At 65.9% G+C, this 25993-nt stretch carries 17 protein-coding genes and 1 pseudogene; 10 read left to right on the top strand and 8 right to left on the bottom strand.

The genetic code is table 11. From position 1 onward, the window contains the following. Window positions 1-99: 99 nt before the first annotated feature. From CR156_RS08790 to CR156_RS08800, 3 genes are all read left to right on the top strand, one after another. Entirely contained in the window at window positions 100-8811 is an 8712-nt protein-coding gene (locus tag CR156_RS08790) for a glycoside hydrolase family 94 protein (RefSeq protein ID WP_100552534.1), read from the top strand. Between the two features lie 20 nt (window positions 8812-8831). Then, window positions 8832-9068 (top strand): hypothetical protein, encoded by a 237-nt coding sequence (locus tag CR156_RS08795; protein WP_100552535.1) that lies wholly within the window; start codon window positions 8832-8834, stop codon window positions 9066-9068. Between the two features lie 228 nt (window positions 9069-9296). Beyond that, a complete protein-coding gene (locus tag CR156_RS08800; protein ID WP_100552536.1) occupies window positions 9297-10544 on the top strand; it encodes an arsenic transporter in 1248 nt (415 codons plus the stop codon). Window positions 10545-10582: 38 nt separating this feature from the next. On the opposite strand, the gene CR156_RS08805 is transcribed toward CR156_RS08800, so the two are convergent. The 3 genes and pseudogenes from CR156_RS08805 to CR156_RS08815 form a co-directional block, all read right to left on the bottom strand. Continuing rightward, window positions 10583-11932 carry a chloride channel protein gene (locus tag CR156_RS08805; protein ID WP_100552537.1) on the bottom strand — a complete coding sequence of 450 codons (1350 nt, stop codon included), beginning with the start codon at window positions 11930-11932 and terminating at the stop codon, window positions 10583-10585. A 231-nt stretch (window positions 11933-12163) separates the two neighbouring features. Continuing rightward, window positions 12164-12351, bottom strand: a pseudogene (locus CR156_RS23345) (RcnB family protein); the annotation flags it as partial. A gap of 37 nt (window positions 12352-12388) precedes the next feature. Then, window positions 12389-13387, bottom strand: coding sequence for a GlxA family transcriptional regulator (locus tag CR156_RS08815; protein ID WP_207764196.1), 999 nt, complete (start codon window positions 13385-13387; stop codon window positions 12389-12391). A 58-nt stretch (window positions 13388-13445) separates the two neighbouring features. On the opposite strand from CR156_RS08815, the gene CR156_RS08820 reads away from it, so the two are divergent. Beyond that, window positions 13446-13901: a tautomerase gene (locus CR156_RS08820; RefSeq protein WP_100552539.1), complete on the top strand. Its 456-nt coding sequence runs from the start codon at window positions 13446-13448 to the stop codon at window positions 13899-13901. A 41-nt stretch (window positions 13902-13942) separates the two neighbouring features. On the opposite strand, the gene CR156_RS08825 is transcribed toward CR156_RS08820, so the two are convergent. Next, window positions 13943-14482, bottom strand: a complete 540-nt coding sequence (locus tag CR156_RS08825) for an NADPH-dependent FMN reductase (protein WP_100552540.1) — start codon at window positions 14480-14482, stop codon at window positions 13943-13945. Window positions 14483-14605: 123 nt separating this feature from the next. On the opposite strand from CR156_RS08825, the gene CR156_RS08830 reads away from it, so the two are divergent. From CR156_RS08830 to CR156_RS08845, 4 genes are all read left to right on the top strand, one after another. After that, the gene (locus tag CR156_RS08830) at window positions 14606-15301 is read left to right on the top strand and encodes a response regulator transcription factor (protein ID WP_100552541.1); all 696 of its coding nucleotides are present in this window, start codon (window positions 14606-14608) and stop codon (window positions 15299-15301) included. A 45-nt stretch (window positions 15302-15346) separates the two neighbouring features. After that, complete coding sequence (locus CR156_RS08835) at window positions 15347-16567, top strand: sensor histidine kinase (RefSeq protein WP_100552542.1); 1221 nt, start codon at window positions 15347-15349, stop codon at window positions 16565-16567. 60 nt (window positions 16568-16627) lie between these two features. Continuing rightward, window positions 16628-17020 carry a diacylglycerol kinase gene (locus CR156_RS08840; protein ID WP_100552543.1) on the top strand — a complete coding sequence of 131 codons (393 nt, stop codon included), beginning with the start codon at window positions 16628-16630 and terminating at the stop codon, window positions 17018-17020. A gap of 118 nt (window positions 17021-17138) precedes the next feature. Then, on the top strand, window positions 17139-18755 hold the full coding sequence (locus CR156_RS08845) for a phosphoethanolamine transferase (RefSeq protein WP_243381961.1): 1617 nt from the start codon (window positions 17139-17141) through the stop codon (window positions 18753-18755). Between the two features lie 13 nt (window positions 18756-18768). On the opposite strand, the gene CR156_RS08850 is transcribed toward CR156_RS08845, so the two are convergent. The 4 genes from CR156_RS08850 to CR156_RS08865 form a co-directional block, all read right to left on the bottom strand. After that, the gene (locus tag CR156_RS08850) at window positions 18769-19350 is read right to left on the bottom strand and encodes a hypothetical protein (protein ID WP_100552545.1); all 582 of its coding nucleotides are present in this window, start codon (window positions 19348-19350) and stop codon (window positions 18769-18771) included. Between the two features lie 70 nt (window positions 19351-19420). Next, window positions 19421-20554, bottom strand: a complete 1134-nt coding sequence (locus CR156_RS08855) for a serine hydrolase domain-containing protein (protein WP_243381758.1) — start codon at window positions 20552-20554, stop codon at window positions 19421-19423. Between the two features lie 153 nt (window positions 20555-20707). Continuing rightward, window positions 20708-22651 (bottom strand): MacB family efflux pump subunit, encoded by a 1944-nt coding sequence (locus CR156_RS08860; RefSeq protein WP_100552547.1) that lies wholly within the window; start codon window positions 22649-22651, stop codon window positions 20708-20710. Between the two features lie 2 nt (window positions 22652-22653). Beyond that, window positions 22654-23835 carry an efflux RND transporter periplasmic adaptor subunit gene (locus tag CR156_RS08865; protein WP_100554122.1) on the bottom strand — a complete coding sequence of 394 codons (1182 nt, stop codon included), beginning with the start codon at window positions 23833-23835 and terminating at the stop codon, window positions 22654-22656. Between the two features lie 236 nt (window positions 23836-24071). Here CR156_RS08865 and CR156_RS08870 point away from each other — a divergent pair, with 236 nt between their 5' ends. Together CR156_RS08870 and CR156_RS08875 are read left to right on the top strand one after the other, a co-directional pair. Then, window positions 24072-24788, top strand: a complete 717-nt coding sequence (locus CR156_RS08870; protein WP_100552548.1) for a response regulator — start codon at window positions 24072-24074, stop codon at window positions 24786-24788. Window positions 24789-24791: 3 nt separating this feature from the next. Next, window positions 24792-25868 (top strand): ATP-binding protein, encoded by a 1077-nt coding sequence (locus CR156_RS08875; RefSeq protein ID WP_100552549.1) that lies wholly within the window; start codon window positions 24792-24794, stop codon window positions 25866-25868. Window positions 25869-25993: the final 125 nt, after the last annotated feature.

Below are 25993 nucleotides of genomic sequence, written 5' to 3' on the forward strand. Positions count from 1 at the left end.
CAACTCCGGCATCACGGGCCGACAGCCCGGCCTTCACGGCTACCACGGCACCTGCAATGCAACCATGCAGAACGCACCCTCCCCCCCCCTCGGTAACCCATGCCCCACCTTCGTCGTCTATTTGGCCGCTGGCTGCGCCTGCGTCGTCGCGTGCGTTGGCACTGGCGTGAGCACCAGGCCTCGGTGCCGGCCATCGAGGCCACCGAGGGTCCACTGCGTGCCGCGCTGTACAGCGTTGAACAGATGGAGGTGTACGGCCGCGCGCTTGCGCGCCAGCATCGCGTGCGGATGCGCCCCGGCCCGGAGCGCTTGCTCGAACGCCTGCAGGCCAACGAGCGTGTGCTGGAAGACGCCAATACGCTGCTGAGCAGCGTGGTGCGGGAACAGCGGCCAGTAACCCCGGCGGGGGAATGGCTGCTCGACAATTACTACCTCATCGAAGAACAGATCCAGACCGCGCGACGCCACCTGCCGCGCGGCTACAGCCGGCAGCTGCCGTCGCTTGTCTCGGGCCCCTCTGCCGGGTTGCCGCGGGTGTATGAACTGTCGATGCAGGCCATTGCGCACGGTGACGGCCGCATTGACGCCGATACGCTGGGCCGTTTCATCGCTTCGTACCAGTCGCTCGCGCCGCTGAGCCTGGGCGAGCTGTGGGCGGTCCCCATCATGCTGCGCCTGGCCCTGCTGGAGAACCTGCGGCGCATGGCCGCACGGGTGATGCGCGATGGGACTGACCGTCGCCTGGCTTCACAATGGGCGGACAACCTCAATCAAGCCGCTTCCGAGACCCCGACCGATGTGGTCCTGGTGGTTGCGGACATGGCGCGGTCCGCGCCGCCCTTGACCGGCGCGTTCATCGCCGAGCTGACGCGGTCGCTGCATGGCCGCGGCGGTGCGTGGGCCATGCCCGTGGCCTGGCTGGAACAGTGGGCGGCAGCGGCTGGGCAGCGCATTGACGAACTGGTCGCCGCCGAGGGGCAGCAGCAGGCGGCCGACCAAGTATCCATCGGCAACAGCATTGGCAGCCTGCGCTTTCTCTCCACCATGGACTGGCGCACCTTTGTTGAAGACATGAGTGTGGTGGAGCAGCGGCTGCGCGAAGACCCGATGGCCGTCTATGCGCAGATGGATTTCGCCACCCGCGACGCGTATCGCCACGTGGTGGAGAAGATCGCCCGCGGCAGCCGCATGGCAGAGGAGCGCGTCGCCACCATCGCGCTGGACCTGGCACGGGCGGCTGCACCACCGGAGGGACCGCGCACGCACGTGGGCTACTGGCTGGTTGGCGAAGGCGTGAACGCCACCGTTGAAGCAGTGGCCGAGGCAGCACCGCGCCACCGCAAGGCACGGCGACTGGCACATCGCGTGCCGCTTGCGCTGTACCTGCTGCCCATCGTCCTGCTGGCGGTGCTGGCTACTGCTGGCCTGCTGGCAACCGGCAGTGGCGCGGTGCCCCTCTGGCTGGCCGCGCTGCTGGGGCTGCTGGTGTTCAGTGAGCTGGGCATCGTGCTGGTGAACTGGACCGCGACGGTTCTGGTCGCCCCCAGGCCGCTGCCCAAGCTGGATTTCAGCGAGGGCATCCCTGCCGCCTGCGCCACCGTGGTCGCGGTCCCCTCGATGCTGTCCAGCGTCGACGGGATCGATGTGCTGGTCGAGGCGCTGGAAGTCCGGTTCCTGGCCAACCGCGATCCTCAACTGCGCTTCGTGCTGCTGACGGACTTTCTCGACGCGGCGGAGGCCACGGCGGCGACGGACGCCCCCCTGCTTGCGCACGCCACGGCACGGATCGAGGAGTTGAACAGGCGTTACGCGCCCGAGCGCGGCGACCGCTTCTACCTGCTGCACCGCCCCAGGCAATGGAACCCGGGCGAAGGCGTGTGGATGGGACACGAGCGCAAGCGCGGCAAGCTGGCCGCGCTCAATGCCCTGCTCCGCCTGGGCGATGCGGCCGCGTTCATGCGCATCGTCGGTGACGCAGCTGCGCTGATCGGCGTCCGCTACGTGATCACCCTGGATTCGGATACACAACTTCCGCGCGATGCGGCACGCGCGTTCGTCGCCACCTTGGCGCACCCGCTCAACCGCCCGCGCTTCGATCCGACGCTGCAACGCGTGGTGGAGGGCTACGGCATCCTGCAGCCCAGCGTCGGCACCAGCCTTGGCCGGCGCCGCACTTCGCGTTTTGCCCGGATGTTCGGCAGCGAACCTGGCATCGATCCGTACACGCGCATGGTCTCGGACGTCTACCAGGACTTGTTCGACGAGGGCTCGTTCGTCGGCAAGGGCATCTATGACGTCGAGGCCTTCGAGCATGCGCTCGAGGGTCGCCTGCCCGAGAACCGCATCCTCAGCCACGACCTGCTGGAAGGCTGCTATGCACGCGCGGGCCTGGTCAGCGATGTGCGCCTGTACGAGGACTACCCCGAGCGCTACGCCGCCGACGCCAAGCGCCGTGCACGCTGGATCCGCGGTGACTGGCAACTGTTGCCGTGGTTGATGCCGTGGACGCCGCGCCCGGGCCAGGGATGGGAACGCAACCGGCTCAGTCTGCTGTCGCGCGGCAAGTTGCTGGACAACCTGCGCCGCAGCCTGGTGCCGATCGCTACCCTGGTCTTGCTGGTGGTGGGCTGGCTGTATGCCGCAAACCCTGCTGCATGGACGGCGTGGGTGCTGGCGCTGTGGTTCGCGCCGCCGCTGATAGGCATGCTGCGCGATGCCCTGAGCGTTCCGGACGACACGCCGCTGGAGGCGCATTACATCAAGGTCGGGCGCGGTACGTTGCAGTCATTGCTGCGCGCGTCGACCCAGGTTGCGTGTCTGCCCTTCGAAGCGTTGCTGGCCAGTGACGCGGTGCTGCGCACACTCTGGCGCATGGCCGTCACACGCCGCCACCTGCTGCAGTGGAACCCCTCCAGTGAAGTCGAGCGCCGCCTGGGCAGCGACCGCGGCGCGGAATGGCGGGTGATGGCACCGGCCTCGCTGCTGGCGCTCGCGCTGGTGGTCGTGGTGGCCAGCGTGCGTCCGCAGGCACTGCCGCTCGCCCTGCCCTTGCTGTTGGCGTGGACCTTTGCGCCCGCGTTGATGGCGTGGCTGGGCCGGCCGCCAGCCGCGAGCGTGGCGGAGCTTTCCGTAACGCAGCGGGCGTTCCTGGGCCGGCTGGCGCGGCGCACCTGGTCCTTCTTCCAGGCCTGGGTGCGCGAGCAGGACCATTGGTTGCCACCGGACAACATCCAGGAGCATCCGTCGCTGGTGGTGGCGCGGCGCACCTCGCCGACCAACATCGGCCTGTCCCTGCTGGCCAATCTGTCGGCGTGGGATTTCGGCTACCTGCAGCTGGGCGCGGTCGCTGAACGTACCGCCCTCACCTTCGACACGCTGGACCAGCTGCCGCGCCATCGCGGTCACTTCCTGAACTGGTACGACACCGAAACCCTGGCGCCGCTGCCGCCGCGCTACGTTTCCACCGTGGACAGCGGCAATCTTGCCGGGCATCTGCTGACGCTGCGCCAGGGCCTGCTCGCGCTGGTGGATGCGCCGGTGCTGGCACCGCACACCTTCGATGGCCTGGCCGATACGCTGGGCGTGCTGGAAGAGGAACGGCAGCGTCATCGCCCCGACGATGCGTTGCTGGGCGAGGCGCTCAACCACCTTCGCCAGCGCCTGGCGTCAGCGCGTGTCGATCGCCCCGTCGGAAAGGCGCAGATCCTCGCCCGTCTGCAGGAGCTGGTCGACCTGGCCGACGCCGTGTCGATGCAGTGGCCGGCAGCGGAATCGCCAGAGGAAGGCGAGCTGCACTGGCCGGCCCTGTTCGCCGCCGAATGCCATGCCGCCCACGCGACGCTGGCCGACCTCCCTGCCGATGCCGGCGCGGACGCCGAGGCAGCGGTGCCAACCCTGCGCCAGCTGGCTGCGCTGCGCGGCACCGCCGGTGCGGATGCCCGTGCGCGCATCCAGCAGTTGCAGGCCCTGGCGCACCGCGCCGGGCAGTTCTCGCTGATGGAATACGGGTTCCTGTTCTACCGCACCCGCAACCTGCTCTCGATCGGCTACAACGTCGACGACCACCGCCTCGACAACAGCTTCTACGACCTGTTGGCCTCCGAAGCACGGCTGTGCGCCTTCGTCGCCATCGCCCAGGGACAGTTGGCGCAGGAGAGCTGGTTCGCGCTCGGCCGGATGCTCACCGAGGTCAACGGCACGCCGACGCTGTTGTCATGGAGTGGCTCGATGTTCGAGTACCTCATGCCGCAGCTGGTGATGCCCAGCTATCCGGACACGCTGCTGGACCAGACCACACGGCATGCGGTCGAGGCGCAGATCGTCTACGGCCGTACCCTGAACCTGCCGTGGGGCGTGTCCGAGTCCGGCTACAACGCTGTCGATGCCCGCCTGAACTACCAGTATCGGGCGTTTGGCGTGCCGGGGTTGGGGCTGAAGCGCGGCCTGGGCCAGGATCGGGTCATCGCGCCCTATGCCAGCATGATGGCGCTGATGGTGGCGCCGGAAGCGGCGTGCCAGAACCTGCAGGTGCTGGAGGGATTGGGTTTCTCCGGGCGCTTTGGCATGTACGAGGCGATCGACTACACCCCTGCCCGGCTGCCGCCGGGGCAGGATCACGTGCTGTTGCGTTCGTTCATGGCCCACCACCAGGGCATGGGCCTGCTGTCGCTGGATTACCTGTTGCGCGACCAGCCGATGCAGCGCCGCTTCCTTGCCGATGTCGAGTTCCAGGCCACCTTGCTGTTGCTGCAGGAACGCATCCCGCGCATCGGCGTCTTCCATCCACATGAGGTGGAAGCGCTGGGCGAGCACTCGGCCATGGCCGAAGACGAGACGTCCCTGCGCGTGCTGCGGGACCCGGGTGGCCCGCGCCCGGAGGTACAGCTGCTGTCCAACGGACGCTACCACGGCATGCTGACCCATGCCGGCGGCGGCTACAGTCGTCATGGCGACCTGTCACTCACCCGCTGGCGCGAGGATGGCACCACCGATGCCTGGGGGTCGTTCTGCTATCTGCGCGATGTGGACAGCGGCGAGTTCTGGTCTGCCGCCTACCAGCCCACCTGCGTGGCGGTGGACAATTACGAGGCGATTTTCTCTGACGCCAAGGCGGAATTCCGTGGTACGCGCCGCGGCTGCGAGAGCCATCTGCAGGTCGCCATCTCCGCTGAGGACGACATCGAGCTCAGGCGCCTGCGCCTGACCAACCGCAGCCGTCGCCCGCGTACGGTGGAGATCACCACCTATGCCGAAGTGGTGCTGGCACCTGCGGCGGCCGACGATGCGCATCCGGCCTTCAGCAACCTGTTCGTGCAGAGCGAGATCCTGGCGGCCAAGCAGGCCGTGCTGTGCACGCGCCGGCCCCGTTCGCACGACGAAGTGCCACCGTGGATGTTCCATCTGGTTGCGGTGCATGACGCGGAGGTGGTGTCGATCTCCTACGAAACCGACCGTGCGCGCTTCCTCGGCCGTGGCAATACACCGCGGACGCCACAGGCATTGACCACCGATACCGATCTTTCCCGCACCGACGGTTCGGTGCTCGACCCGATCGTGGCGATCCGCGTCCGCGTGGTGCTTGAGCCCGAGCAGACGGTGCAGCTGGACATGGTGTATGGCGTCGGCGCCGACCGCCCCGGTTGCGAGGTGCTGGTGGACAAATACCGTGACCGACGCCTGGCCGACCGCGTCTTCGACCTGGCGTGGACGCACAGCCAGGTGGTGCGCCGGCAGATCAACGCCAGCCAGGCCGAGGCGGCACTGTACGAGCGCCTGGCTGCCCACGTGCTGTATGCCGGTCCACTGCTGCGCGCGGGCGCCGGCGTCCTGCTGCAGAACCAACGCGGACAATCCGGGCTGTGGAGTCATGCGATCTCGGGCGACCTGCCGATCGTGCTGCTCAAGGTCACCGACGCGGACAACGTGGAACTGGTCCGGCAACTGGTGCAGGCGCACGCCTATTGGCGCCAGAAAGGGCTCAACACCGACCTGGTCATCTGGAACGACAGCAAGGCCGGCTATCGGCAGGAACTGCAGGACCAGATTCTGGGAATGGTGGCCGCCAGTTCGGAGACCGGCCTGCTCGACCGTCCTGGCGGCATTTTCGTGCGGCCGGTGCAGAACATGACCCACGAGGACCGCATTCTGTTGCAGGCGGTGGCGCGGGCGGTGATCAGCGACGAGGACGGCACCCTGGCAGCTCAGGTCGGCCGCCAACCGCTGCCTCCGCGACGGATCCCTCCGCTGACACCGCAGGCGGTGCAGGAGGAACTGGCACTGACGTCGGAGCCGACCCCGGGGCTGCCCATCATTGCCGATTCGGCCCCCGATGCCGGCTTGCCCCCGGGCGCGGAGCACGACGAGGACGTGGATGACCCGTGGCCCTTCCTTCCCTACCGCGGCGCCGGCCAATTCGACAACGGTACCGGCAGCTTCAGCGAGGACGGCCGCGAGTACGTCGTGGTGCTGCGGGAAGGCGCGCCGACGCCAGCGCCATGGGCCAATGTGATCGCGAACGCCCGCCTGGGCACGGTCGTCAGCGAGAGCGCACCGGGTTACACGTGGTTCGAGAATGCACACGAATTCCGCTTGACGCCCTGGCTCAATGATCCGGTATCCGACACGGGCGGCGAGGCGTTCTACGTGCGCGATGAGGATACCGGTCGTGTGTGGTCGCCGATGCCGCTGCCACGCAGGGGCACCGGTGCCTACCGTACGCGCCATGGATTCGGCTACACCGTCTATGAACATGTAGAGGACGGCATCGCCAGCGAGTTGTGGGTCTTCGTCGACGTCGTCGCACCGCTGAAGTTCTCGGTCCTGCGCTTGCACAACCTGTCGGGCAGGACACGGCGGCTGTCGGCCATTGGTTACGTCGAATGGGTGATGGGTGACCTGCGCGCGAAGTCGCGCATGCACGTGGTCACCGAACGCGACCACCAGACCGGGGCGCTGCTGGCGCGCAATGCCTACAGCACCGATTTCGGCGGCCGGATGGCCTTCTTCGACACCGATGCCGACGGCTGCGGCTGGACCTGTGATCGCTTGGAGTTCATCGGCCGCAATGGCAGCCTGCACGCACCGGCAGCGCTGCGGCGCGAGCGTCTGGATGCACGGGTGGGTGCGGGCCTGGATCCCTGTGCGGCGATCCAGGTGCCGCTGGAACTGGCCCCGGGCGACCGCAGTGAAACGACCTTCCGCCTTGGCGCAGGGCGCGACCGCGAGGAAACGCTGGCGTTGGCACGAAGCCGCCAAGGCGCTCAGGAGGCCATCGACGCGCTGGACGCGGTGCGCATCCACTGGCGCAATGTGCTGGCCACGGTGCAGGTGCGCACCCCGGACCCGGCGTTGGACGCATTGGCCAATGGCTGGCTGGTCTATCAGACCCTGGGCTGCCGCTACCTGGCGCGCAGTGGCTACTATCAGTCAGGCGGCGCGTTCGGCTTCCGCGACCAGCTGCAGGACGCGCTCGCCCTGGTGCACGCTCGCCCCGACCTGACCCGCGAACACCTGCTGCTGTGCGCTGCACACCAGTTCACCGATGGCGATGTGATGCACTGGTGGCATCCGCCGCAAGGTCGCGGCGTGCGCACCCGCTGCTCGGACGACTATCTCTGGTTGCCCCAAGGCGCATGCCGCTATCTGGAGGTCACCGGCGACGCCAGCGTGCTGGACGAAGTGGTCAGCTTCATCGAGGGGCGCGCGGTGACGCCGGAAGAGGAAGGGTATTACGACCTGCCTACACCGTCGACACAGCGTGACACGCTGTATGCGCACTGCGTCCGCGCCCTCGAGCGCGGTTGCCGGCTTCTCGGCGAGCGCGGTCTGCCGTTGATGGGCAGCGGCGATTGGAACGACGGCATGAACCGCGTCGGCGACCAGCAGCGCGGTGAGAGTGTGTGGCTCGGGTTCTTCCTGCATGACACGCTGCACCGCTTCATCGGGCTGGCCAATGCGCGTGGCGACGCCGTTCGTGCGCAGTGGTGCCAACAGCAGGCCGACAGCCTGCGCCAGAACCTGGAACAGCATGCCTGGGATGGGGCATGGTATCGCCGCGCCTGGTTCAACAATGGCGCCGTGTTGGGCTCGTCACAGAACCAGGAATGCCGCATCGATTCGATTTCCCAGAGCTGGTCGGTGCTGTCGGGCGTTGCCGCACCTGAGCGTGCCCAGCAAGCACTGGACTCGCTGTACACGCATCTGGTGCGAAAGGACGCCAAGCTCATCCAGCTTCTCGATCCGCCCTTCGACCAGACCACGGAGGACCCTGGTTACATCCGTGGTTATGTACCGGGCGTGCGCGAGAATGGCGGCCAATACACCCACGCGGCGGTGTGGGCGGCGATGGCATTCGCACAGCAGGGAGACGCGGTGCGTGCCTGGGAGCTGGCCGACATGATCAACCCCCTCAATCACGCGCTGGGCCCGGAGGCGGTGCAGACCTACCGCGTCGAACCCTATGTGTTGGCGGCCGATGTATACGCCGTGTCACCGCATGTGGGGCGCGGCGGCTGGACGTGGTACACCGGTTCGGCCGGCTGGATGTATCGCCTGCTGGTCGAATCCCTGCTCGGCATACGTCGTGAAGGGGACCGGCTGTCGCTTGCACCGTGCCTGCCCGATCACTGGCCGTCATTCGAACTGAGCTACCGCTTTGGCCGCAGCTTCTACGAATTCGTGGTGACCCGCACTGCGCAGGGCCAGCCAACGTTGCATGTGGATGGCATGTTGCAGCCGGACCTCACTGTCCTGCTCCGCGACGACGGCCATCACTACCGGGTTGCGCTTGACCTGGGTGCGGCCCCGGAATGAACGTTCGCCCCGAAATACAGGTGCAGCTTGATGCGCTGGCCGACATGCTGGTGCACTGGTTGGCGCAGGTGCGCCATCCGGCGCAGTTCTGGCCGCAGTTTGAAACGCTGGCTGCAGAGATTCTGGACCAATGTGAGCACGTGGAAAGGGAGCATGCTCACGCTTGCATTCAGGCCATGCTGAAGCGCCATGCGCTGGAGCTGCCGGCCTGGCACCAGCGTGACGACTGCCTGCCGCCGAGGAAGCCGGGAGAGTGACGGCTGGTGCTGTAACTGCAGGGTTTCGCATCTGCAGGCTCGCCGCGCGCGACGCGATCATCACGGCGCAACACGCATAACTCCGCAACCCGGCACTGGCCGGGAGTACCTGCCGGGCTGGTGGTTCAGCCGGCAGGGTATGATGCCGCCTTTCTCGCACTTGCCGTGATTGCAGCGGGCGCGTTCCTGTTGGCTATGCGCCGGTGCAGCTGAGACCCCATTTATTCAATGCTTGCTTCCCATTCTCCCCTCATCATCTGGGCGGCCGTGGCGGTTGCCACCGTCGGCCTGCTGTTCCGGCCGTTCCGTATTCCGGAATACGTGTGGGCGCTGGGCGCTGCCGCGTTGCTTCCACTGCTCGGGGCGGTGTCGCTCGGCACGACCTGGCACGCGGTTGCCGAAGGGCGGGATGTCTATCTGTTCCTGATCGGCATGATGGTGCTGGCCGAGCTGGCGCGGCGCGAGGGTCTGTTCGACTGGCTGGCGCTGTATGCGGTGCGGCATGCTGGCGGCTCGGGGCGGCGCCTGTTCGATCTGGTGTTCCTGGTCGGCACGGTGGTGACGGTATTCCTGTCCAACGACGCCACGGCGGTGGTGCTGACGCCGGCCGTCTATGCAGCATGCAAGGCGGCCCGCGCCAATCCCCTGCCCTATCTCTTCGTCTGCGCGTTCATCGCCAATGCGGCGAGCTTCGTGCTGCCCATTTCCAACCCGGCCAACCTGGTGGTGTACGGCAGTCACATGCCGTCGCTGCTGCAGTGGCTGGCGCAGTTCGCGCTGCCTTCGCTGGCTGCGATCGGCGCCACCTATCTGGTGCTGCGCTGGGTGCACCGCCGAGAGATCGCACAGCCGCTGGCAGCGGCGCCCGCGCACCGCCCGCTTACCCAGGGTGGGCGCCTGAGCGCGCTGGGCGTGCTGTTCACCGGCACCGTGCTGCTGGTGACCTCCGCAATGAACGGCCCACTGGGCCTGGTCACCTTCTGTGCGGGCGCGTTGAGCGTAGCGGTGGTGGCGATCCGCCAGCGCCGCAGCCCGTTGCCGCTGTTGCGCCACGTGTCCTGGGGCGTGTTGCCGCTGGTGGCCGGCCTGTTCGTGCTGGTTGAAGCGGTCTCGCAGACCGGTGTCATCCAATCTGCGGCCAGCGCGCTGCAGACGCTGGCACAGACGTCGCCGCATCAGGCCGGCTGGCTGGCCGGTGCCGCAGCTGCGCTGCTCAGCAACGTGGCCAACAACCTGCCGGTGGGTCTGGCGGCCGGCTCGCTGGGGCAGATGGCCGAGCTGCCGGCGCAGACGCGCGCGGCGTTGCTGATCGGCGTGGACCTAGGCCCGAACCTGTCGGTGACCGGCTCGCTGGCCACCATGCTGTGGCTGGTGGCGCTGCGCCGCGAAGGCGAACATGTCAGCGCGCTCGACTTCCTGCGGGTCGGTGCGCTGGTGATGCCGCCCGCGCTGATCGGGGCGTTGCTGCTGCTCTGATCAGGGCGAAGGCTGGAAACCCTCCGGCAGGCGAGCGCCTAGTCAGCAGAGCGTGTGGCGGAGGCGGCTTGCTGTCCGCCTGGAATGGCGCTGCTGGCCAGCAGCTGCTCGGCCAGCCCGCGGTAGATCGGCACCCGGCAGACCATGCCGGACACGCCCCGGGCAATCAGTACGGTAGCCAGGATCGGCAGCAGCAGATCGCCGCTGTCGGTCAGTTCCAGCGAGATCACCGCCGAGGTCAGTGGCGCCTGGGTCACGCCTGTCAGGTAGGCGCACATGCCCAGCAGCACGAACGCCTTCGGGTCCACCGCCGGCATCAGCACCGCCAGGTTGTGCCCCAGCCCTGCCCCCACCGCGAGCGCTGGCGAGAACAATCCGCCGGGGATGCCCGCCACGTAGGACGCCAGATTGGCGAGCAGCTTCATCAGGCCGAACTCGTGACCGACGATTGCCTGGCCCTGCACCAGACTGCGCGCCTGCTCGTAGCCGGTACCGAACGCACCGTCGCCGAACAGCAGGGCCAGCACCACCACGATCAAGCCACAGGCCGCGGCCAGTAGCACCGGATGGTCCCGCTTGAGCCTGCCCAGCCAGCGCGGATGACCGGACATGGTCAGCAGCACGACCCGCGCGAACAGTCCGCCCAACAGGCCGGCGACCACGCCGCACAGCACAATGGCGCCCCACGCGTGTCCCAGGGGCAGCAGCGCCGAGACGTGCCCGAAGTAGGTGTAGTTGCCCAGCAAGCCCAGGGACACCACGCCGCCAACGATGACCGCCGTGAGCAGAGTGCCCGAGAAGCGGTGCTCGAAGCGCCCGCTCAACTCTTCGATGGCGAACACGATGCCCGCCAGCGGCGTATTGAAGGCCGCGGCGATGCCGGCCGCGCCACCTGCCAGCAGGAAGTGCGACAGCTCGCGAGGATCCTTGAACCCGAACCAGCGCCCGAACAGGTACATCAGGCTGGCGCCCACGTGCACGGTGGGGCCTTCGCGGCCAACCGATGCGCCGCCGAGCAGCGACAGCGACGTCAGCAGCAGTTTGCCCACCGAAACCGCAGGCGAGAGGTTGACCCGCCGGAATTCCGGGTCGGGCTGTTCCAGCGATGCGATGACCTGCGGAATACCGCTGCCACGGGTGGGCCTGAGCGCACCGGCGGTCAGCCAGGCCAGCAGCGCGAAGATGCCCGGCGTGAGCAGCAACGCCCACCATGGGGAATGGGCAATGACACGCTGGAAGACATGGAAGGCGGCATCGCTGGCCTTGGCGAACACGATGGCAACCAGTGCTACGGCCACCGCGCCGCTCCACAATGCCGCGCGCCGGCGCCATCCTTCGGTCAGCACCATCGCTGATAGGCGAGCGCGGAGACGTTGAAGATCGAACATCGGTTGATTCTGTGAGCGCCGATGGGACCAGGGAAGTGGCGAGTGTGGCGGTTGGCGCTGCGGTATCCGGTGAAATGGCCGCCTGTTTCCCAGACACTGCTGGCGGCTGCAGGACTACATGCAGTCGACCCGTTCCTGAGCAGGAAGCCGCCCAGGCCCGCCCGGTTTCCATGACCGCAAGCCAAGGCCCCGGAGCGGTGGCGCGACACCTGGCGCCCTGCGCTGGAATCCCTAGCGGCGCAAGGCGTCGATGATCACGCCGGTCGCAATCCCCACCCACAGCCGGTCAACCTCGGCCCACGGCAAGCGATCAGCACGGCGCCACGCCTTCTTCTGCCTGCCCGGCGGTGGTGCGTCACGCTTGTGGGCCCGCCTGCATGGGGCGATGGTCCGTTGCCACGTGGATGATGCGGCGAATCTGGGCGCTCGCAAGCCGGCGCTTCGGGATGCGCGCTCTCACTTTCGAACCTGGGTGGGGTTCAGGCCCAATCGCCTCTGCAGTAGTCGCCTGAGCGTCGCAGAATCGCCGAGTCCCACCTGCGCGGTCACCTCTTCCACCGAAAGCCCGCCGCTTTCCAGCAGCACCCGCGCCCGGTTCAAGCGCACCGACTGGATCAGCTGCTGCGGCCCGTAGCCGAGTACTTTGTTCACTTGGCGGTTGAGGGTGCGTGTGGACATGTTGGCCCGCGCTGCAAGCGTGCCCACGGTGACTGGTTCCGGGAGCGTCTCTGCAATGTGGCGGGTCAACAGCGCTATCAGGCCATTCTCGGTCGCCATCATCGCCGGCGACATATACAGCGATTGGAGGCGACGCTGCTCGACCAGCAGCGCCTGGCCCAGCATGGCAGTAAGCTGCTCGCCGAAGCGCTGGCGCAGCACGTAAAGCACCAGGTCCATGTGTGCCATCGCGGCGCCGGCAGTGACCAGCGGACCATCGGCATACACCATCCGGTCAGGCTCCACACGGGTAGTGGGCGCCACGCGCCGCAGCGCAGAGGCCAACCACCACGTTGTGGTCACGCAGCGTCCCTCCAGCAATCCGGCTGCGTTGAACAGAAACACGGACGAACAGGAGCCTGCAATCGTGCCGCCCGCTCTGGCGTGGCGGCTCAGCGCAGCGACCAAGGGTGGAATGTCCGGCTGGCGCAGGCGCGCGTCGAGCTGGCAGGCATCGTCGATGTCCAGGCCCGGCAGGATCCAGCATTCATGCGCAGAGGAGCGCGCAGGCAACGTGTCCACCTGCAGGTGCAGGCCGTTGCCAAGCGGAATGCTTCCTGGCGTCACCGCGCAGACCCGCCAACGCGGCGGTGCAACCCCGACCCGGCACGCCAGCTTGGCCGCGGTGGTCAGAAGATCAAGGGTGAGGGTGACGCTGGAGGCAAAGGGGGCCTGTGGCACCACTAGGGTGAAATCATGCATTGGCTGATTCTGCGCGATTGTTGGCAAATCGGCCACTTCAGGCCCGCGCCGTAGCACGATTGAATGGGCGCTCCCTCACCCACGAGCGCTATCCATGCCCACCATCCTCATCAAGACACCCGCCGACGCACTGACCGCTCTTCAGCGCGAGCGGATGATTGCCGCGGTGAATACCGCTGCAACGCAATGCAGCGGCCTGGGGCCTGATCCCCGCCAACGCAGCCTGTGCTGGGTGATTGCCGAGGAGGTGCCGGCCGGCTTCTGGCGCTGTGGCGGCAGTGCCGACTTCCTCCATGTCATTCCGTGCCTGGTCCACGTCCTCGCACCCGCCGGCGTACTCGACGAACAGCACCGGTCCCGTTACGCGGTGGTTGTGCACCAGGCCATTCTGGAATCGCTGGCCCTGCCGGATACGCAGCGGCTGGCTGCTTCGATCATGGTGAGCGATGTCACCGATGGAACGTGGGGGCCCAACGGCCAGCTGTGGACACTGCCGCAGTTCGTGGAGGCCGCGGGGTATTCCCATCTGCAAGCACCGGTGAACCGCTGACGCCACAAGCCCTTGTCAGCAGACTGCACCAACGATCATGTTCAATCACCCTCTGGTCGCTGGCAGTAGCGGGCAAATTCCTGAAGAAAGGCCTCCGCCGGTCCGCGATTGACCGGCTCTTTTACGGCATCGGCAATGGCCTCCGGCTCCATCTTCATGAAGGGGAAGCGCAGGAACAGTTCTTCGTTGAAGCGGGAGCTGATTGTCGACAGCACAAGCCGCAGAGACGCGAGCATGTCGTCGCCGCGGTGGGATGCATGCACCAGCGCGATGGGCTTTGCAATCACAAGATCGCCCGATACGAGCCAATCGATGGCGTTCTTCAGGCCGCCCGGAATGCCTCGTGCGTACTCTGGGCTCGAAATCAGAATGCCATCGCAGGCTTCAATGCAGCGCTTGAAGTGCACAACGCTGTCATGCAAGGGCAGATCTTCAAGATCGGGAGAAAAAACGGGCAGTCCGCCGAGGCCGGCGTAGGTACTCAGTGCGATATCCGGTGGCGCGATTTCTTCCAGCGCCCTCAGCAATGCGGTGTTGGTGGACAGCCGGCGAGCGCTACCGGATAGGGCAAGGATCTTCATCCCGGCACGCTATCACAGGCACCTGCCGCCGTGTCCGGCAATGACCCGCAGCGATCCGTTGCACGTGGCAAACTAGCGGTGGTCGTTCAACGTCCATTGATCATGCACGGATGCGCATAGCCCATGACACGTCTGCTCATCATTGAAGACAACCCCGAGCTGGTTGCAAATCTCTACGCCTTCTTCGAGCCACTGGGCTACGTGCTTGACGATGCGCGGGATGGTGCCACCGGCCTGCGCAGGGCAACGCAGAACGATTACGACGCCATTCTGCTGGACCTGATGCTGCCCCGCCTTGACGGCATGGCGCTGTGCCAGACGCTCCGTCAGGAGTTCCAGAACCCGGTGCCGATCCTGATGCTGACCGCCCGTGATCCGGTGGAGGACCGCGTGCAGGGGCTCGCGTTGGGTGCGGATGATTACCTGATCAAGCCCTTCTCCCTGAAGGAGCTGGACGCACGCATCAAGGCGCTGGTCCGCCGCGCCCAGGGCCGGCAGGTCCAGAGTGTGCTGGACTGGGGCGATCTGCGCGTCGACACCCGCTCACCGCAGGCGTGGCGCCAGGGCCGCACCCTCGATCTGACCCCGACAACGCACAAGCTGCTGATGTGCCTGGTGCGGGCTGCCCCCGCAGTGGTGCGCAAGCAGGAGATGGAATACCTGATATGGGGCGACGAGCCGCCGGAGAGCGGTGCCCTGCGCACGCACATCCATGAGCTGCGCCTGCAGGTGGACAGGCCGTTCAACCCTGCACTCATTGCCACGGTGCACAGCGTTGGCTGGCGGCTGGACAGGCCGGCACTGGCACCTGCGGAGTAGTCGCTGCCGATGACTACCCGCTCGCTGAGGTCGCTCTATCGAAGCATGACACTGAGAACGCGCATCACGGTGTCGTTCGTGTTGCTGATGGCCGGTGCAATGGGCTTCATTGTGCTGGTCGAACTGGTGGACTACGACGAGGTAAGAGCCTCCGTCGTTTCGATGACACAGGACCGCGAGGTCCATCGGCTGCAGGCCGCACTGGCCAGTGGCGAGCAACCGGAACTGACGAAGGGCAGCCAGCTGTATGACGCGCGCTCGGCTCCTCAGGTGCTGCGCAGGTACGGGCCGGGCTACCACGGTGAAAAAGGCCCGAACGAATGGCATCTGCGGGTCTTCGAAAGCGACGGACAGCGCTACTACCTGCTGCAGGACGGTCAGCACTACGCCTACCTGGAACATCTGATCAACGCCTTTGCGGCACTGGTCATCCTCACCTGCGTGCTCTGCGCGTTCTGGATCGGTCGCCGAACCGCGGCCCATGTCATCGCGCCCATCACCCGTCTGGCCGAGGCGGTGCAGAACAAGCACAAGCCCTTCCCCTACCAGGATGCACGCGATGAGATAGGCGTGCTGGCGCGCGCTTTCGCCCAGCACAGCGACGAGCTTGAGCAGTTCCTGCAACGCGAACAGTGCTTTGCAGGCGATGCCAGTCATGAGCTGCGCACGCCCTTGGCGATCATCGGTGGCGCGGCCGAGACACTGGTGCACCAGCTGCCCGCCGACAGCCACCTGGTGGCCAGCGCCGGTCGCATCATGCGCACCACCCAGGAAATGCAGCGGCAGTTGACCTGCCTGCTGCTGCTTTCGCGTGACCCCAGGACGGTGCCGCGCAGCCTCGTTCCTCTGCGGGCGCTGATCGAGGAATGCATGGAGCGATGTTCGCCGTGGATCTCGGGAAAGCCGGTGCGCCTGATTCTGGATGCGCCGCAGGACGCGCAGGCGCTGACCAATGCCGAGCTGGCGCGGAGCGTGATCTGGAACCTGCTGCGCAACGCCTGCCAGTACACGGAAGAAGGTGAGGTGCGGCTCGAGCTGCGGGGTGCCACGCTGCGGATCGCCGACACCGGCCCGGGGCTGCCGCCCAGCATCGATGCGCAGCAGTTCAAGCGTTTCATGCCCAGTGCCCGGCAGAGCGGTGAAGGCCTGGGCTTGTCCATCGTGCAGCGTGCGGTCGAGCATATGGGGTGGCAGATGACGGTCGAGACATCGGCGCAAGGTTGCCTGTTCACCCTGCAGATGCACCCAGCCCCGGCGGGCACCTGACAGCTTCCTGACACGGGCCTGCACATCCTTGCCGGATTTCCACGTGAAGGCAGGACAGAAATGCAGCCAGGGCACCCCAATGGCGACGGCAAGTACCCCCACGGAAAGACCGGCCTGCGCCGCATCTTCCATACCCTGATCCATTCCCGCGATGGTTTCATCGCCACCTTCCGGGGCGAGGCAGCATTCCGGCAGCTGCTGTTGCTGCATGGCGTGCTGGCGGTCGTCGCCTTCCTGCTGGATGTCAGCCGAGGCGAGCGTGCCGTGATGCTGATGGTCTGCTTCATCAGCCTGATTGTGGAACTGCTGAACTCGGCGATCGAAGCGGTGGTCGACCGCATCTCGTTGGAACATCATCCGCTTTCCAAGAACGCCAAGGACATGGGCAGTGCGGCGCAGACCACTGCGCTGTTGATGGTCGCTACGGTATGGGCGGTGGTTCTGCTGGGCTGATCATGAAAGCTGACAACTTCCTGATAGACGCATCCAGATACTGCGCGCACTTCTCGTACAACGGATTGTGCACGTGCGTCCATGTTTCAGACTTTCCCCTCATCATCCGATCGTGCTTGTGTGGTGCACCGCGTTGTTCTTCGCGACGCTGGGAAACATAGCACTCTGGAAAACACTGTGGTCTGTCATGGACATCCATGACCTGCGCAGCGCCCTGTTCTTCTTCAGCCTGCCGGCACTGTTGTTCTGCCTGTTCAATCTGTTGTTCACGCCCATCGGCGTGCTTCCTTATGTGCGCAAGCCGGTCCTGGCGATTCTGGTTGTCACCAGTGCGGCGTGCAGCTACTTCATGCTTCATTACGGCGTACTGATCGACCGCGACATGGTGCAGAACGCGCTGGAGACCAACCAGGCCGAGATGACGTCCTATCTCTCGGTGCCACTGCTGCTGACAGTGCTGCTGCTGGGCGCCCTGCCCTCGTGCGTTCTGCTGGTGATGCGCACCGGAAACAGCGGTCGGCCCCTGCGGGCGGCGCTGGTATGGCTGGGAAATGTGCTGGCGACGTTGATGGTGCTGACGGCGGTGACGTTTGCGTTCTACAAGGAGTATTCGTCGTTGCTGCGCAACAATCGCTACATCCGCGAGCAGGTGTTGCCGCTGAACGTGGTCCGCCACACCTATGGCTATCTCAAGAGCAGCTACAGCGCCAAGGCGCAACCATTGCGGGCTATCGGCGAGGATGCAATACGTATCCCCGGCAAGCGCCCACGCCTGGTGATCGTAGTGGCTGGCGAGACGGCACGATCGCAGAATTTCCAGCTCAACGGCTACCCGCGTCCGACCAATCCGTACCTGTCACAGAAAGATGTCATCAGCTTCCGCAACGTTTCCTCTTGCGGTACCGCAACGGCGGTGTCATTGCCCTGCATGTTCTCGCAGATGACACGATCGCAGTACGACGGCGTCACCGCGGCATCGGAAGAGAACGTGCTGGATATCCTGCAACGGACTGGCGCCAGCGTGCTTTGGCGTGACAACAACAATGGCGGTTGCAAGGGCGTGTGCGATCGCGTGCCTACCGATGACATGCCTCCGCTGAAGGTGCCCGGGCTCTGCATCAACAAGGACGGTACCTGCCATGACGAGATCCTGCTGCACCAGCTGGCCGCGCGCATCGAGGCCATGCCGGGAGATGGACTGATCGTACTGCATCAGCTGGGCAGCCATGGGCCCACCTACTTTGAACGTTATCCAGCCGATGCCAGGGCCTTCAGTCCGACCTGCGACAGCAACCAGATACAGAAGTGCAGCAATGAAGCGCTGGTCAATACCTACGACAACACACTTGTCTACACGGACCGGCTGCTGGGCAAGGCCATCGACCTGCTGCAGACCTATGCGGACCAGCGCGACGTTGCCCTGATCCATGTCTCTGACCACGGCGAATCGCTTGGCGAGCACGGCATGTATCTGCACGGAACGCCCTACTTCATCGCGCCACGGGAGCAGACCCAGGTGCCGCTGGTGATGTGGTTCTCTGCCGGGTTCGCGGACAACGCACGCCTTGATCTTGCCTGCCTACGCCACGCTGCAGGCACAGGATCCTATAGCCACGACAACCTCTTCCACTCGTTGCTGGGATTGTTCGAAGTCAGCAGCAGGGTGTACCGGCCGGATCTGGATATCTTCAATGGCTGTCGAGTGCCCCTTGCCGGCCTTCTGGTTCACCCGTAGGAGGTGCCGGGACTCACCGGGTGAAGTACAGGCAACCGGCTACGGCGATTGGCGTCGGGTCGGCCTCTATCCGCTGGGCGACCAGTGCCATCACTTCGATGCCATCGCCTTGGGCTTCCGGTGCTGACTGCACCACGCGCATCCCTGCAGGCGTGTGCTGTGTCCCGCGTGCGTCGAGGGACAGCGCCTTGCTGAGATCCGCAGCAAGGGCTTCATCAAAGACAGCCACTACGGAGCTGCGCGAAAGTATCAACCGTTCGGACGGATGGCCGAAGACCAGAACCGGCGATGGAAGCTGCATTTCCGCCACAACGCCGGGCAAATCGCCTAGTGCCCTGCTGTAACCCTCGCCCCTGCCTGCGACCGATTCCCAGCCAGCCGACGGCTTTCCGCTGGATGCGATGCCACGCAACTGATAGGCCAATGTTCGGAATGCGGTGCGATCCGCCTTGCAGGACACGAGCGCCAGCGCACGATCAATGTCTTCCTGTTTGGGAACGTTCTTGCGGATCGATTCTGCTGCTGGCGCGGTGGGCGCCATGGAAAGTGCCAGGCCTGCGAACAGCAGAACCTTGTTCAACGTACGGGTGATCAACGCGAAATGCTCCTGCCTGGGGGTGCCAACACCATTCGGCACTACACCGGACGGACGGGAAGTACAGTCTCTATCGGGAAACTTCACTGCCAGCGGCAGCCTCCCGCGCGGCGATCTTCTCGACCAGCGTATCGATCGCCGTCTGCATGGCGCGCGCAGTCTGGTCACCGCTCTGGTTGGTGATGACGAAGATGCCAAGATCGTACTTCGGCATGATGTAGATGTAGCACTGGGAACGGGGCACGCCACCATGATGGGCGTAGTACACGCCCTTCAGCTGATCGCCGGCGACGATGTTCCAGAAGTAGCCGATGCTGAACTCGGAATCGAATTTGACCAAGGGGCGATGCGATTCCTTTACCACGGGCCCGTTCGCCAGCTGGAATCTGAGGTACTTCACCATCTCCGGAACAGTCGCCTTTACGTTCCCGGATGCGCCCCACGGCAACTGCGGCATCGGCGTGGTCGGCACCGGGTTGTCGCTGTGATAGCCGACTGCAAGGCGCAGCGCCTCGTCGTCGCTCAGTGTGAGTCTGAGCCCTGTCATCGCTGCGGAATCGCCAAGGTGTCCGCGCAACAGCGACGCGTAGTCGCGCTTGTAGACGGTCTCGAGGATATGCGCCGTCAGCTCCGTCCCGGCACTGGAGTACGCGTAATCCTTACCGGGCGCCCGGCCAATCTCGACAGCGTGCAGATCCTTGAAGAAATCGGCCTTGCCGTAGTGCGCGTAGATGGCGTTGAGTTCGCCTGGCGTACGATGATCGGTGAAGTCCGCCAGCACCGTGTTCGCACGCTCCGGCAACATGTTCGGCAGGCCGCTGGTGTGCGACAACAGATGGCGGATGCGGATGGGCTCACCCTTGTACTGCAGGTTCGGATAGTCCCCCTGCAGGTACTGTCGAACATCGTCGTCCAGACTCACCTTGTGTTCCAGGACGGCATTGGCCATCAGGGTGCCCGCCAGGGTCTTGCTCAACGAACCGATCTCGTAGAGGGTCGCATCGGTTGGAGGGCCTGGCTTCCCGGTTTCCATGTCGCCGCGATGACGGATGAATTCCTTGCCCCGGTACACGACGCCGATCGAGGTTGAATGAAGCAACGGCTGCCGGATCATCGTTGCGGCAACGTCGTCGATCTCCGTCCCCAGATCCTTCGTTGGAACCTTTTCGCTGGCGCAGCCTGCAGCCAACAGCGCGGCGGACACCAGGAGGCAGCTGAGCCATCGCCTGTTTCGAACACTCATCGAAGTCACGTGCATGCGTCGCCGCTTGAAGGGAGGTGCAGAATGGGGCCTTAAGATAGCCGATGGCCAAGGCCCACGCCTGTGCCGGTTCTCACGGCTGGGCAGGCTCGCACCCTACTCCGCCGCCAGCGCCTGGATCGGGTCCAGCTGTGCGGCACTGCGCGCCGGAAAGTAGCCGAAGCCCAGGCCTATGGCTGACGAGCACGCCAGTGCGGCCAGCACCGGCGCGGCGGTAAACAGAAACGGCACGCCCAGCGACAACAGGCTGAACAACACACCCGCGCTGAAGGCCAGCAGCACGCCGAGGACGCCGGCGAAGAGACAGATCAGCACTGCTTCGATCAGGAACTGACGCAGGATGTCACCCTGCCGCGCCCCCACCGCCAGGCGCACACCAATCTCGCGCACGCGCTCCTTCACCGATACCAGCATGATGTTCATCACCCCTACCCCGCCCACTATCAAGGCTACGGCGGCGATGGCCGACACCAGTGCGGCCATGGTCTGGCTGGACTTCATCACCGCCTTGCGGATCTGGTCGGCGTTGTAGATGAAGAAGTCGCGGCGGCCATGCCGCAGCTGCAGTTCGGCGGCCAAGGAAGCTTCGGCTGCGGTGGTGGAGACATTGTCGCGCACGCGCACGGTGATGCTCTCCAGCCGCTGGCTGCCCAGCAGGCGCGAGGAGGCCGAGGTATACGGCACATAGACAGTGGGCGTTGCACCGCCGGCAAATGTGCTGGCGCCGACCACGCCGATCACCTCTACCGGCATGCCGCCCAGCAGTACCGTGCTGCCGATCGGGCTGCCGCTGAACAGTGCGGTGGCGGCCTTCTGGTCGACCACGCCCACTGCGCGGTGTGCATCCACTTCAGCATCGGTGAAGAAGCGCCCGGCCTTCAGGCGCAGGCCGCGTACGCGCGGCAGATCTGCGCCAACGCCCATCACCTGCGTGTTGGCGCGTCGGCTGCCCTGTAGCGCGGCCACCGAGCCGCTCAAGGACGGACTGACGCTGTCCACGTAGCTGAGTGCGGCCAGATGGTCGGCATCAGCGACCACCAGCGTTTCGATTTCCGCCGAACGCGGGTCACCGAAATCGACGCCCGGGAAGATCTCCAGTGTGCTGGCGCCAAGCTCGTTGATCTGTGATTCCACCTGGGCCTGTGCGCCTTTGCCCAATGCCACCACGGTGACCACAGCGGCCACGCCGATGATGATGCCGAGCATGGTCAGCAACGTGCGCAGGCGATGGGCCAGCATCGAGCGCACTGCCATCTGCGCAACCTCGCGCACGCCATCCAGTCGAGCACGCCGCTCGACACGCGACGACTGGCCGCGCTCGGGCGCGGATCTGGCCTGAACGGCCGCGCGACCGCCCGCGCCGCGATCGGCCACGACGTGCCCGTCGGCGATCTCGATTACCCGGGCCGCGTGGGCGGCAACCGATGCATCGTGGGTCACCAGGATGACCGTGTGGCCCTGCGCATGCAGGCGCTTCAATTCGGCCATCACCTGTTGGCCGCTGGCATGGTCCAGCGCACCGGTGGGTTCGTCGGCCAGCACGATGGCACCGCCGTTCATCAACGCTCGGGCGATGGACACGCGCTGCTGCTGGCCGCCGGACAGCTGGCTCGGCCGGTTGCCGGTACGCTCGCCCAGCCCCAGCGTTTCCAGCAGTACGCGTGCCCGCGCCGTGCGCGTCGGGACATCCACGCCTGCGTAGATCGCTGGCAACGCGACGTTCTCGGTGGCGCTCAGATTCTCCATCAGGTTGTAGCGCTGGAAGATGAAGCCAAAGTGCTCGCGACGCAGGCGCGCCAGCTCGTCCGGCGACATCTGCTCGGTGGCCGCGCCGTCTACGCAGTAGCTGCCTTGGGTGGGGCGGTCCAGGCAGCCCAGGATGTTCATCAGCGTTGACTTGCCCGAGCCCGACGGGCCGATGATGGCGATGAACTCGCCGGCATCGATGCGCAGCGATACGTCCTTCAGCACCACCACTTCACCGGCGGCAGTACGGTAGGCGCGCGATACGCCATGTAGTTCAAGCAGCGCGTGGGTCATGTTCACATCCCCAGCAGGCTGCTGGCCTGCGGTTCGCCACTACTGGGGGCCTGGCCGACCACCACATTCTCGCCAACCCGCAGGCCGGACAGGATCTGCACGGCGGTGGCAGTGCGCAGGCCGGTGGTCACCGCGCGCTCGTGGGCGCGCCCCTTGGCATCAACCACGCGCACGCTGCCGCGACTGTCGTCGCCACTGTCCGATCCGTTCAGTGCGGTCAACGGTACCTGCAGTGCGTTGCTGGCCCGGGCCAGCTGCAGCGTCACCTTGACGGTCATCGAAGGTTTCAGCTTCAGGCCAGGGTTGCCCACATCGAACAGGCCCGCGTAGTACACCGCCTTTGGTGTCTGCGCCGAGCTGCCGGTAGCGGCCGAAGCCGCGTCGGCAATCGAGGACGGCGCGGGCTCCAGCTGCTGCAGGTGCGATTCGTAGCGCCGTCCGCTCGGCCCCAGCGTCGAAAACCACAACGGCTGGCCAACTGCGATCAGTTCCACGTCAGCCTCGGCGATCTCGGCACGCACAGTCATCGTGTCCATCTGCGCCAGCATCACGATGGTCGGCGTGGTCTGCATGGAGTTCAGCGTCTGCCCAGCCTTGGTGACGATGGCAACGATGTAGCCGTCAGTTGGCGAGAGAATGCGGGTATAGCCCAGGTTGATCCGGGCCGTTTCCACCTGGGTCACCGCCTGGTCGATCTGCGCCTGCAGTGCAGCCACCTCCGAGCGTGCCGCATCGCGGGCCACCCGCGCGGCCTCGAAGCCCTCCTGCGAGACCAGCCGCGATGCCACCAGCTGCGACTGGCGATCCAGCATGCGGCTGGTCTGCACATAGCGGGCCTGGCTGGCGGCATGCTGCGCGCGCAGTGCGTTGGTGGATGCTTCAGCACTGCGCAGGGCGATGCGCTGCGGTTGCGAGTCGACTTCGGCGATCAGGTCACCGGCCTGCACGCGCTGGCCCAGCACCACGTGCAAGCGTTTGACCTGCCCGGACACCTGCGCGCCCACCGCCACCAGTTCCTTCGGATTGACCCGGCCCACCGCCTGCACGGTCTTCTCCAGATCAGCCACCCTTGCCGGCGCGATGATCAGGGCGCCATCATCGCCATCGGCGAACGCCCACCAGCCGACACCGCCTGCCAGGACGGCCACGGCGGCGGCGATGATCAGAGTCTTGCGGGTTTTCATCGAGATGCCCGGCTGCTTGCGGTCACCCATCGCGACCGCCAAGGCCTCAGTCTGGGAGCCTTGGTTGGAGGTTTCCTGGAGCCAGTGTGGAGATCGCATGGAGCCAGGGCCTGCGTTCAGGTGTACCACCCGCCGCTGAACCCTCCAGTGCGGGTCCACACAATCTCGACACAATCTCGACCGGGCCTCCATCAAGGGGCGCTAGCCTCGCCGGGTTCTTCCGCCCCCTGCCTGCAATGAAGCGCGATATCCGCACCCATCAGATGCCTTTGATCCTGATTGCCGAAGATGAAGGCGAAATCGCCGATATCCTTTGCGCTTACCTTGCGCGTTCCGGAATGCGCAGTGTCAGGGCCAGCGATGGCGAGGCAGCGCTGGCGAGCCACCACCAGCTGCGCCCCGACCTGGTGCTGCTGGATGTACAGATGCCGAAGAAGGATGGCTGGCAGGTGCTGAGCGAACTGCGCCGGCGCGGCAACACCCCGGTCATCATGCTTACGGCACTCGACCAGGACCTGGACAAGCTGACCGGCCTGCGCGTGGGCGCCGATGACTATGTCGCCAAGCCCTTCAACCCCGCCGAGATCGTCGCGCGCATCCAGGCGGTGCTGCGCCGTAGCGCGCCTTCCGGGGCCGATGTGCCCAACGGCGTGATCCGCCAAGGGCCGTTCGAGATCGATCTGCGCAGCCACGATGTGACGGTCCATGTCGAAGGCCAGGGACATGCGTTGACTGTCACCCTCACTGAGTTCCGCCTGCTGGTGCACATGGCCCGTGCGCCGCGCCAGGTACATGCACGTGCCGATCTTCTGCACGCCTGCCTGCCCGAGGGCGATGCCCAGGAGCGCACGGTGGACAGCCACGTGAGCAAGCTGCGCCGCAAGCTGGAGGATGTGGGCGTGCGCGGCATTCCGGCGACCATCCGCGGCGTCGGCTACCGGCTGCTGGGCTGACGGATGACCACCAAAGGCAAAAGCATCGGCCGCCAGATCACGCTTTCGATCGTGGTGGCATCGCTGTGTTCGACGGTACTGTCGATCGCCGGCTTCTATCTGTTCTATTACCTGATGGAAGTCTTCTACCCGCGCTGGTACGACACGCCGCAGACGATGCTGCCGTCGGGGCTGGAATGGCTGTGGATCGGCCTCACTGCCACCGTGGTCATCGTATTGGCTTCGCTGATCGCTTCGCGCCTCACCTGGCGCATCATCACCCCCTTGAACTCGGTGGCCGAAAGCCTGCGCCGCGTGGCCAGCGGCGATCTGGATGCACGTGCGCGCGGCGACCACACCTCGATGACCGAAGCGGCCACGCTGGTGAGCGACTTCAATTCCATGGCCGAGCGGCTGAGCCGCATGTCGCAGAACCGGGTGTTCTGGAACGCGGCCATCGCGCACGAACTGCGTACACCGATGACTATCCTGCGCGGTCGCCTGCAGGGCATCGCCGACGGTGTGTTCGAGCCACGGCTGGAGCAGTTCACCAGCATGCTGACCCAGCTGGAAGGCCTGACCCGCATCATCGAAGACCTGCGGGTGGTGAGCCTGGCCGAAAGTGGTCATCTGGACCTGCGCCTGCAGCGCAGCGACGTCAGCGTGCAGGTGGCTGCGGTAGTGGAGGCGATGTCCGACGCCCTGGCCGAGAGTGGCTTTTCAGTGACGCTGGAGGCACGCGCCGCGCTGGCGGACTGCGATCCGGCACGCATCCGCCAGGCGGTACTGGCCTTGCTGGAAAACGCGCGCCGGCACGCTACTCCCTGCCCGCTGCGGGTGTATGTGAAGCTGGCCGAGGGGCACTGCAGCGTGACCGTGGACGACGGCGGACCCGGCGTGCCGGATGAACTGCGCGACAGCATCTTCGAGGCCTTCCAGCGCACCGATGTGTCGCGGTCGCGGCAGAGTGGCGGTTCCGGGCTCGGCCTGGCCGTGGTGCGTGCGATCGCCGTGGCCCATCACGGAACGGCACAGTGCCGGCCGAGCGGGCGTGGCGGCACTGTATTCGAGATCCGCTGGCCGGTGCACGCCCGTCGCTGAACGCCACCGGTTTCTCCACGCGATCTCCATCGTTCCTCCATCCCCGCTCCAAGGCGTTGCCGATACTGGGTGCGGCCGGGGAGAAGCCTTCGTCCATCCCCTGCCCCACCCTCGATCCACCCAGG

The organism is Stenotrophomonas lactitubi (assembly GCF_002803515.1).
Taxonomy (GTDB): domain Bacteria; phylum Pseudomonadota; class Gammaproteobacteria; order Xanthomonadales; family Xanthomonadaceae; genus Stenotrophomonas; species Stenotrophomonas lactitubi.